Here is a 10,242-nt window from a genome sequence, read left to right as displayed (position 1 = left end):
CGAATCGCTAGTTCCACATCACCTGCCATCGGCCAAATGGTTAGAGCTAAATTTAACGGCGAGCGTTCGACGGAATTGCCATAGGAGATGCCATACTCCTCGCCCACAGGCACGACGCCCAAGGTGTCAAGAAAATCTAGCGGTTCCCAAGAAAATTCTGGCATTCAAATTCCGATAGTTATTGAAGGTCCGTTGTTGGCCGAGTGCCGACTTTGGCTCAGGTTCACAGCATTACGTTTTACTGATGTGCTTCTGTTTAGGAAAAATTAGATGTTCCGCCAAAAATAAAGCACTCGCCTGTCCTATCCCACATAACGTGAGCCAGGTAAGCCGAGCAAAAGGCATGTCAAAAAAAGCAGGGAGACAATCATAGAGCGGTCCCAACGAAAGAGACGCCGGCAATGAGACAAAAATGAGCAAGAAGTCGGGCAGCATGTGTTCGTACCTCGAATTCAAAAGACGAATGTCGGTACACCAGGCGAAACTCGCCGCCGCAAAGACGACAGCTGCATAAACCCATGCGATTAGACGACATACTTTCATTGCATCCTACCAGTGTTCAGGTAAATCCGGCGCTTCCGCTATTGGCCGAAGCTAGCCGGCACTCAGCATAGCATTTTGCATGTGGGGAATGTACACGGATTATCACAATAGTCCACCGAGGCGAATTCGTCGCTTGTACAATTAGCCCATCTCAACTCAATGTAAAGGGACGTGCAATGTCTTCGTACCAGGACTATCAAAAGCAAATCGCTGAACTTCAGGCGAAAGCTGAAGCGGCTCGTCATGCTGAGGTCGCCGAGGCGAAAGCTAAGATCAAGGCGATCATGAGCGAATATGGATTAACCGGCGCTGACCTTGGGGGCGCATTCAAGCAATCGCCTAAGACTCTTCGCAAACCCGTAGAGATCAAATACAAGGATGAGTCAACTGGCGACACTTGGACTGGCCGCGGTCGCGCACCAAAGTGGCTCGAAGGTAAAGATAAGAATCGATCTCCGTCACCGTCTTCACTCCGCGTACCGCTTCCAGGCCGACCTTAGCCTTGAACTCCGCTGTATGCACCCTGCGTTATTTGCCTTCACTCATGCGCTATCATCCTTTCACGGACGACAGCTTAAACCACCGTCTCAAATCCGGGGTCCACTATACGATACCTGATTCGATGACCAGTCAATGGTGCGCTTTCTGCTCCTCATCAAGCATCAGTTTGTTCAGCCATTTCGAGCGCATCATCCACCTCTATTCCCAGATATCGAACCGTACTTTCAAGGCGAGTATGTCCAAGTAAGAGCTGGACTGCGCGCAGGTTCTTTGTGCGCCGATAAATAAGCGTCGGCTTGGTACGACGCAGAGTATGCGTGCTATATGCCGTAGGATCGAGGCCGATTTCATCGAACCACTGGTGTACGATGCGGGCATACTGCCTGGTTGAAATATGTGGTGAATCCCCGATCCGGCTCGGAAACAGATAATCGTTGTGTTTTAGCCCGGCAGAACTGATCCATTCAACCAGACTGTTCCGCGTGCCTGCAGTGAGCTCAAACTGCACCGGGTGCTTTGTCTTTTGCTGCATCACAGTGGCGCGGCTGGCCACGTGGTTGCCGTGGCAAATGTCTTGCACCCGCAGTTGCACCAGATCGCAACCACGCAATTTGCTGTCGATGGCCAAGTTGAAGAGCGCCAAGTCTCGCCGGCGCCCGTAGATTTCCAGTCTGACTCTGATAGCCCAGATCTCGCTAATGCGCAGCGGCGCCTTTTGGCCAATGAGCTTGCCCCTATTCCACGGGGCACGGTGCTCCGGGGCGGAAGTATGTGTGTTCATGATGGACCTCCCTTGTTTGGACCTCTACTATGCGCGCTGTCAGCAGGAACCGCTTGGTCATGTGGGAATGTGTGATATTTTCATTTCTGCAAACTGGTATGCTATGGCCGACCATGCTGACGAGAGCGGCCACAAGCCGCCGCTCACTACCACTGTTCGTTCCAATTGTTCGGAGATGACGTGACCGAAGAAGAATTTATTAAGACTGTTGATTGTCGGTTTCCGTACGACGACGAAGTGCACGCGAGTGAACTTATCGAGCTTGGTTCGGCTATCTCACCAAATGCCGCGTTTATGGTTTTGCATGAGATTTGCCGTCCGCCTCGTTCCAGCCAAGTTGTTGGCAGTCGCGTTAATGAACTATTGGCGGAATGGACTGCGGCTGTCCATCATCCACTCGTCCAGGAGGTCTTGCCTGTGGCCAGAGCAATGACTCAAAATCGAGAGATATCCACGGTTGAAGCCATTCGCGTGATGAAAAGCATTGCCCCTTATCGAAATCAATTTAGCGCACTTTCGATTGCTTACTTTGCGTGCGATGATTTGACTGGCGAAGGCGAAGCAGAATACCGGTCCGTTATTGATGAATGGGACAACTTCGGAGCGTTGACGGCTTGACCGACAACGGCCAAAAGCCGCCGCTTAGGTAACTCTTCTAGGTGATTTGTAGACGAGAACGACTTTCAAGCCCATTCAACAATGCTACGGACCAATAAAATGGATTATATGCTTGATACCAATGTCTTCAATCATGTGTTGGACGGGAAGATAAATATCCAGAGTTTGAAGAAGCTGACTGTCTTCGTTACTCATATTCAGCGAGATGAGATTCAGAAAACGAAAGATGAAGTTCGTCGGGGAGCTCTAATGCAGGTCTTTCAGAATGTCACATCCTCTACTACCCCGACTTCTTCTTGTGTAGCAGGTGTTTCAGTGGCTGGAGGTGCGTGTCCCACTGGAAATGCAACGCTTCCCACCGAAACGGCCGTATGGGGAGTTTCAAAATGGGGGGAGGCCAAATGGAGTAAGGGGGATGGGCTATTCGAAAGTATGCGATGCGATCTCGACGGAATGAACAAGGCAAAAAAGAACAATACGCAAGATATCCTCATTGCTGAGACAGCACTCCGAAATAATCTGATCCTCGTGTCTTCCGACGCTGCGCTCTGCGAAATGATGAGTAAGTATGGGGGCAAATGCGTGCTCCCTTCGGAGATAGAACTAACCGAGAGGTAGTCGGTGTGCCGGTAGCGGCCAGGAGCGGCCATTGGCGTTGAACCATTTATTCAAATTTTTGTCCCTCCTTTTGTGATCTTTCATACTGTAGACCTTCATGTTTAACTACGAGCGACCTTATCAAGCTTACGTAATACTGGGTGACGCTGCTTCCGAACCTCTCTGGGAATGGCATAGGTGGCAATCGTTTGCTGCTGAACTGGACCCCGTATTTGCTGCATGTCGTGATAAGCCCCTCGTGCGCTGTGGGCAATTTGAAATAGCAACAAGGAAGGAGATCAAATTTGGACGACTTGGCTGGACGCCCGAGAGTGCGGCGAAGTGGACTCATTCTTCTCCTTTAACGACGGAATCATCAAAAGACTGGGGTTTCCTTTTTGTTGAGGCTGCTGCTCCTTCGCTGCCTGCTTGTGCGCGCGACGGTAGTCCTCCAGATTTCTTTGTTGCCGTAAGTAACGAGGCATACATTACCAGGCAGGCTCCGGTGCAATTTAGTCCTCGAATACTCATGGCGGTAGCTAAAGATTTGTCGCCATCAACACTACGAAAAGTGGATGAGGTAGTCCGGTCAGTAGCGGCAATGGTCGACGCTCGACTAACTGCAACAATCGAGCGCCCATGGGGATTCAAGCTGGGTTCCGGTTTTACTGCTGCGATACAAGACATTGCTCATGCGGGTCTTTTCAAGGTTGGTCAGCCACACGACCGGCCGCTTGATCTAAATACCTTCGTTGAATCATGGAAACCGCTATAGTGGAAGACGCCGCTGCCGGCCATAAGGAGCCGGTCGCTGAAATGCGCCACATTTGAATAACTTGAAGAATTTAGTATGCTGAAATTTGTGGTGAGTTTTCTGTTTGGATTTCTCTTCATCCCAATGCTCGCCCATGCAGCGCAATGCGAGGTTGAGGCAAAGGTAGAAGGAGTCATGATTCAAAGTTGCGATGGCGAGCGCTTTCTAGGAACGGCTGGCCCAGATGGTGCATTGGCTGGCCGGTTGGTCTTCGATGCGATACCTCTTGGCATTGAGAAATTTTGGTCTGACCTTTGCCAGTGCGACTTGTGGCAGGTATCAGGTATCGCTGGTGCACACACTCGTATTGTTCGTTTCTTTCGAATTGGAACAGACGGGACTCTTGTCTTAATTCCTGGCGGAGAGTTCGGTTCTGAAATAGGTAAGATTTCGCGTGTCAGCCAATCGTTAGGATTTAATGTCGAAGTACGTGATAGTGACGTAGCGGGAAAGCATAAGACGCTGGAACGGTATCGTTTCGACGGCACGAAATTTACGAAGCTTAAATGACAACAACCGGCCAACAACGGACATTCTTCGACGAGGTTTAAATAATGAACGATCCGAAAGTTGGAGATGTCATAGCAATACCTTCAGGCGCTGGCTTCGGCATCGCGAAGGTGCTTTATGCTTCAAAGTATTTTAGGAATGTCATTCTGCTCAAGCTTTATCATATAGCCTTTCATGAAGAGATGCCCGAGCTCGGCTCTGAGATTCCAGCCGATCTCTACTATACGAGTTCGGAACCGATTAAATCGGGGCGCTGGAAAATAATTGGATTCCAATCGGCTTCAGACACGGAGAGATTAATGTCGAAGCGAACAGTGGCGGGTGATGTTTGGGACGGCGATGAATGTTTAGGAGTCGCATCTGAACATGAGCTTGAGACCCTACCTAAGATGCAGACATACGGATACAAGCTAATCGAGAAAGCTGTCTCACGCCTTCCCATTTCTGATCGAGAGTAATACAGGCCGAGACCGGCCAACAGCGGACCAATAAGAGTGGTTTAATTTAAATGAAAAAGATCTCATTCACCCTTTCGGATAGCGTAGAAATTTCGTTATACCGGGCTGCTGACGGAACCTGGTGTTGTCCTGTTTGCGGCAGTGTCGAGCTTCAAGATCAGCCATACTACGCTGAAGGCGGCGCGTCCTTTGAAATGTGTAGTGTATGTGGATTTGAGTTTGGCTTCGATGACGAACCGCTTGCGAGCGGCACCCATATTTCTGGCATTCAAAATAACTGGATACACTGGCGTCAGAAGCTTTTGAAGGGAGCGAGGTTCAACGACACCAAATACAATATGCTCGTTGAACAGCTAAAGAATATTGAGGTTTCTGCCGAATGAACAATACCGGTATCGGCTATTAGGAGACATATTTGAGATTGATCCCAATGAGAACTGCCGTTTATCGAATACTTCTCGCGACATTTTTCATGCTCGGTGTAATGGGATGCAGTGATACCAAATCGTTGCCGGGAAATTACAAGCTGGAACGTTGGGAGGATAATAAGACTTATTATCTGCTAGGGCCATCAACACAAGATGCCAAAGGCGGCGGATTGATAGACGGCACGGTCCTTCGTATAGCATGGAGCGACGAAGTAATCTTTGCTGAGCGCCTCTCCACTTTTCGTGGCGACCCGGATGGTTGGATGCTTATTGATATCAAATCGGGAAAAGTCTCTGGCCCTATTTCGGAATCTGAGTGCGACATATTCCTCAAAAAATATCATCTTCAAGTGAAAGAGGTAGGCCAGGCGTGGAATGAGCTATGAACGCGCCTGCGTTTCGGAGCGTTTTACGCAATAAGAGCGAATGTCCGAGATGGGGCGATAGCGGCCTTATGGAAGCGTAACTCACTACCTTCGGTGTCAGATTAATTCTAAGCTGGTACGTATTATTTCGACTGTGCGCAATCGTTGTAAATATAGCATGAAATTTCTTCGCGAGTCGAAAGCATGACCAAGCAGCGACTATGTAACCCTCGGTCAAGATCGTTCGTCCACGATAGCACCGCTACCTGCGGGCCCGATGGCGGCGCTACGGGCCAACGCTTCGGTGAGGGCGGTAGTGACGACGCCTTCAGTGCGCAGCATGACGGCGCGGCCGGCTTGAATACGTTGCGCCAGTTCTTCGCCCGACATCGAAAACGCCTCCTGCCTCGTCGCTGTCGAGAAAATGTAGAGTGTGCGCTTGGGGCTGATCCAGGCGAGCTTGACTTTACGCTCGCCGCCGTCGTCCTGAACAAAGGACAGCCACATGCCGCGTTCCAGATTCTCGACCTCGCTGCAGGCCGCTTCCTGTGCTGGCGTGGTCTGTGCCTGTGCCTCGACCTCTGTCCTGGCCTGCCGCGCCAGGCGGCGCTCGGCGGCCTGCTGCGCGACTTGCAGGGAGATTTCGATCCTGCGCTCCGGCGGCATGTCGACCGGCGCGCGCACGATGGAGGCGTGGCATTCGGCCAGTTCGGCAAAGAATTGCAGACGGTCGGCGTCCTGCCATTTGATGACGTCCAGCCATTTGTTCAGTGCCGAGAGCAGGCCCGGCAGCCGGGCGATCAGTTGCCGGCGTTCGTCGCTGGTGAGTTTGGGACGCACGCTCCAGATCAGCTCGTCCATGGTGCGGGTGGCGTTATTGACGGCGCCGGGCTTGTCATCTTCGATGTTGTAGGCAATCGTCAGTACCGAGACCCAGCGCCGCTCCAGAAAAGCTTCTACCACGGCGATCACTTCGCCGGTGCCGATTCTCAGGGCGACGGCGTCTTGGGCCAGTCTGGCCGATTCGGCAAATTTTTCCTGCTTCAGCGCGGCGGCGATCGGCTCGGCAATGGCAGCGGTCGCGGCTTTTTCGTCGGCGTCGATCAGCGCTTCCAGCTCGTTGACGGCTTCGGCGAACACCGTGAGTTCCTGCGCGTCGTCGCGGCCGACGCGGTCGACGCTGCGGCGCATGGCCTGGACGATCGGATCATCCGGATTCTTGCGTTGCTCCCATCCCATGCGCGACAACAGTTCCAGCAGCCTCCGCGCCGGATGCGCTTCCTGGAAAAAGAAGTTTTTGTCGACCAGGGCCGCCTTCAGCACCGGGATCTGCAGGAAACGGATCAGGTCGCGGATTTCGGTCGAAATGCTCTGATCGCGGAATACGGTGTCGAACACAGCGGTCAGCAGGTCGATGGTGCTTTCATCGGCGCGCGACAGGCTGCCCTGCGGCATGCTTTGCTTGATGTGGGGCAGGTAAAAGACTTTGGCCGAAGCGACCGGTTCGCCATCCGGCGGCGCCACCGCCGCGGCAACCGCCAGATTGCCGATGGATTCGTAGGGCACGGTTTTTTGCAGCCGCGCCAGGTAGTCCAGCAAGGGTTGCTGAATGCCGGCTGTCGCGACGGCGGCACTGCCCTGCCCTGCGGCCGGCATGAAACCGGCGGCGGGAACCGTTCCGGCGCCAATGCCCGGAGTCGCGATGGCGCCAGGCGCCGCCGCAGACGTGCCGCCGGCGGTCGCAGTCCCGTCACCGCGTGGTGCAAAGCTGGCGGGATGAACCACATACCCAGGTGGTGGCGCCGCGACGCCCGCTGCCGTCATCGCGATTGTCCCGCCAGCGGAGGTGCCAAATGCGCCGCCGCTGATGGCGGCGCCTTGGCGACTCTGTTCCGGGACGGCGCTGCCATGCAACGCATCCGATCCGCCAGCGCGAACGGCGGCGGCGTTCGGCGACCACGCGCCGCCGGCGGACAACGCGGCGGCCGGTAAATCCGGTATCGTCAGGTCTACGCCCGCCAGCATGCTGCCGGCAATGCCATCGACAATCTCGCCGGCCGCCGAGCCGGCAACGTCGCTGGAGGCGAAAAATTCCCGCAATTGCTGTGCCAGCGCCTGCTGATTGGTCTTGGCCTTCGCCGCCGCGTCGCGGACGCCGTCCGTACGGCGCACCGCGTGGCGGTCCGCCGCGCCCGCCAGGACGCCCCTGCTCTGCAACGCCAGATTGAGCGCGTCGAACATCGGCCCCAATTCGATGAACAGCTCCGGCTTGAGCAAGGGCAGCAGCAGCGACGCCGACTCCGGCGCATTGTCGAATTCGGTCCAGGCTTGCTGCAGGGCCGTCAGGAACACTTCCGGCCGGAACGGATTCTGGCCGGTGCGCAGACTGTCGCGCTCCAGCAGGTAGCCCAGCCTTACACTCAGCGTCTGCAACGATGCCGCGTGCAGCGCGTCGAACGGTTTGCTGACGCCGCCCATGGCTACCTTGTTCTCCATTTCCTCGATAGTCACCAGTGACAGCTCCGCGCCCGCGAGCGCTGGCGCCCTGGCGGCCGGCGCCAGCGCGGCCAGTTCGCGGCGCAGCGCCTGCTCCAGCGACGTGGTCGCCAGATGCAAAAACGCGTAATTGCGGTTGCGCAGCTGGTTGCCGGCGCGCAGACGCGCCTGGATCGCACGCGTATCGCCGTCGGTCGCATCGATCAATGCGCCGGCCAGTCGGGTCGCCAGTGCCAGATACTGGTCGCCGGCATGCTTGAGCGCGATGCCGATCAACTCCTCCAGCACGGCGTGCCGGGACGTGGCGGTCTTTTTCGTGGCGGATGGGGGAACAGGATTCTCCATGCCTACATTGTTACACGATATTTCCATAAGGCAATACCAAGAAGCCAAGACCGCGCAATATTTCGCACCCCAAACCCGGCGTTGATGCGGCGCAAACGGCAAGCTTGAAGTTTCCCTAACATAAGATTTTCTCCTCCATCAAGGATTGCCATGAAATTCCTGCACAATCTGGAAACGTCCAGCAAGCTTCTGGCCGCTTTCGCCATCGTACTCGCTTTGACTGCGTTGTTGGGGCTGAACGCGCTGTCACGCATGGGGGCGATCAACCATGCCTCTGCCGAATTGTCGGGCAAATTTTTGCCGCAGACCATTGCCGTCCTTTCTCTGCGCAACGATTTGCAGGAGCTGCGCAAGCTGGAACACGTGGTGGCCGCCGACCCTGCCAGTATCGACGACGCGGCACAGGCCATGATCAACGCCGCATCGGCGTTTCGGGGTAACGCGGAACAACTGGCCCACGTGCTGGGCGACGGCGCCGAGCTGCAACGTCTGGCCGCCGCCTACATGAGCGAGCACGACCGCTTGGCCACGCTGCTACAGGACGGCAAAAAGGACGAGGCCACCGCTCTGCTGAAAGGGGCGTCGCGCCAGCAGCTCGATGCACTGAACGGCCAACTGAGCAAGCAGCTGGCCACCGAAATGCAGGCCAGCCAGGAGGCCGCGCGCCAGGCCGATCAATTGTATGCCGGCGCCAGCCTGATCACCTTCAACCTGTTCGGCACGGCGATGGGAGCCGGCGTGCTGCTGGCCTTGTGGGTGTCGCGCTCGGTATCGACGCCGCTGCAACAGGCGATGCGGGTGGCGCAGCGCATCGCGGCCGGCGATCTGGGCGTGCGCGTGCCGCCGCAGCCCGCCACCCACACCGGCAAGCTGCTGTTGGCCATGCAGCACATGAACGACAGCCTGCAATCGGTGATCGCGCAGGTGCAATCGGGCACGCGCGCCATCGGCAGCGCGGCGGCGGAAATCGCCGATGGCAACCAGGATTTGTCGGCTCGTACGGAACAGCAGGCGGCGGCGCTGGAGGAAACCGCGTCGTCGATGGAACAGCTCACCGCCACCGTGCGCCAGAATGCCGATCATGCGGTGGAAGCCAACCGGCTGGCCGTCTCCGCCTCGGCGGTGGCCGAGCGCGGCGGCGGCGACGTGGCGCAGGTGGTGGGCACCATGGCGTCCATCAACGACAGCTCACGCAAGATTGCCGAGATCATCGGCGTCATCGACGGCATCGCGTTCCAGACCAACATCCTGGCGCTGAACGCGGCCGTGGAGGCGGCGCGCGCCGGCGAACAGGGGCGCGGTTTCGCGGTGGTGGCGTCGGAGGTACGCAACCTGGCGCAACGCTCGGCCGCGGCGGCCAGGGAAATCAAGGAATTGATCGATGACTCGGTCGAGAAAGTGGCGCGCGGCACCCAGCTGGCGGACCAGGCGCGCAAGACGATGGATGAGGTGGTCGGCAGCGTGCGCCAGGTGACCGGGCTGATCGGCGAGATCGCCGACGCCAGCGCCGAGCAGACCGCCGGGCTGGAACAGGTCAACAAGGCGATCACCGGCATGGATCAGGCCACGCAGCAGAACGCGGCGCTGGTCGAGCAGGCGGCCGCGGCGGCGGCGGCCATGCGTGCCGAGACGGACAAACTGAATCAGGCGATCAGCGTGTTTGCCATCGGGTGCCCGCCGGTAGCCGGCGCCGCGGCGCCGAAGGCCAGCATCGAAGCCGCGGCCGCGGCGGCCCATCCGGCCAATTCAGGCAACGGCGGCGACGCGCAGGCGAGCGGTCCGGCCG

10 protein-coding genes and 1 pseudogene are annotated in these 10,242 nt (G+C 56.5%); 9 read left to right on the top strand and 2 right to left on the bottom strand.

Annotated elements, in window-relative coordinates:
• Positions 1-719: 719 nt before the first annotated feature.
• A pseudogene (locus E4L98_RS30575) lies at positions 720-974 on the top strand (H-NS histone family protein); the annotation flags it as partial.
• A 224-nt stretch (positions 975-1,198) separates the two neighbouring features.
• Here E4L98_RS30575 and E4L98_RS08080 read toward each other — a convergent pair.
• Positions 1,199-1,825, bottom strand: a complete 627-nt coding sequence (locus E4L98_RS08080; RefSeq protein ID WP_135201055.1) for a tyrosine-type recombinase/integrase — start codon at positions 1,823-1,825, stop codon at positions 1,199-1,201.
• Positions 1,826-2,005: 180 nt separating this feature from the next.
• On the opposite strand from E4L98_RS08080, the gene E4L98_RS08075 reads away from it, so the two are divergent.
• The 7 genes from E4L98_RS08075 (at position 2,006) to E4L98_RS08045 (ending at position 5,636) form a co-directional block, all read left to right on the top strand.
• Positions 2,006-2,443 (top strand): hypothetical protein, encoded by a 438-nt coding sequence (locus tag E4L98_RS08075; RefSeq protein WP_135201054.1) that lies wholly within the window; start codon positions 2,006-2,008, stop codon positions 2,441-2,443.
• 99 nt (positions 2,444-2,542) lie between these two features.
• Positions 2,543-3,061 carry a hypothetical protein gene (locus E4L98_RS08070; protein ID WP_135201053.1) on the top strand — a complete coding sequence of 173 codons (519 nt, stop codon included), beginning with the start codon at positions 2,543-2,545 and terminating at the stop codon, positions 3,059-3,061.
• Positions 3,062-3,158: 97 nt separating this feature from the next.
• Positions 3,159-3,815, top strand: a complete 657-nt coding sequence (locus E4L98_RS08065) for a hypothetical protein (protein WP_135201052.1) — start codon at positions 3,159-3,161, stop codon at positions 3,813-3,815.
• Positions 3,816-3,890: 75 nt separating this feature from the next.
• Positions 3,891-4,364: a hypothetical protein gene (locus E4L98_RS08060; protein ID WP_135201051.1), complete on the top strand. Its 474-nt coding sequence runs from the start codon at positions 3,891-3,893 to the stop codon at positions 4,362-4,364.
• A gap of 44 nt (positions 4,365-4,408) precedes the next feature.
• Positions 4,409-4,822, top strand: coding sequence for a hypothetical protein (locus E4L98_RS08055; RefSeq protein WP_135201050.1), 414 nt, complete (start codon positions 4,409-4,411; stop codon positions 4,820-4,822).
• A gap of 50 nt (positions 4,823-4,872) precedes the next feature.
• Positions 4,873-5,205, top strand: coding sequence for a hypothetical protein (locus E4L98_RS08050; RefSeq protein WP_135201049.1), 333 nt, complete (start codon positions 4,873-4,875; stop codon positions 5,203-5,205).
• A gap of 32 nt (positions 5,206-5,237) precedes the next feature.
• Complete coding sequence (locus tag E4L98_RS08045; protein ID WP_135201048.1) at positions 5,238-5,636, top strand: hypothetical protein; 399 nt, start codon at positions 5,238-5,240, stop codon at positions 5,634-5,636.
• A 213-nt stretch (positions 5,637-5,849) separates the two neighbouring features.
• Here E4L98_RS08045 and E4L98_RS08040 read toward each other — a convergent pair whose 3' ends face one another.
• Positions 5,850-8,456 carry a DUF1631 family protein gene (locus E4L98_RS08040; RefSeq protein ID WP_135201047.1) on the bottom strand — a complete coding sequence of 869 codons (2,607 nt, stop codon included), beginning with the start codon at positions 8,454-8,456 and terminating at the stop codon, positions 5,850-5,852.
• Positions 8,457-8,606: 150 nt separating this feature from the next.
• Between E4L98_RS08040 and E4L98_RS31150 the strand changes: the two genes are divergently transcribed.
• The coding region (locus E4L98_RS31150) for a methyl-accepting chemotaxis protein (RefSeq protein ID WP_135201046.1) at positions 8,607-10,242 on the top strand (1,636 nt) is incomplete at its 3' end.

It is taken from the genome of Duganella callida (genome assembly GCF_004614165.1).
In the GTDB taxonomy this organism is placed as follows: domain Bacteria; phylum Pseudomonadota; class Gammaproteobacteria; order Burkholderiales; family Burkholderiaceae_D; genus Rugamonas; species Rugamonas callida.
The sequence above is the reverse complement of the archived record's forward strand: the minus strand, read 5'-3'. Positions and strand labels throughout refer to the sequence as shown.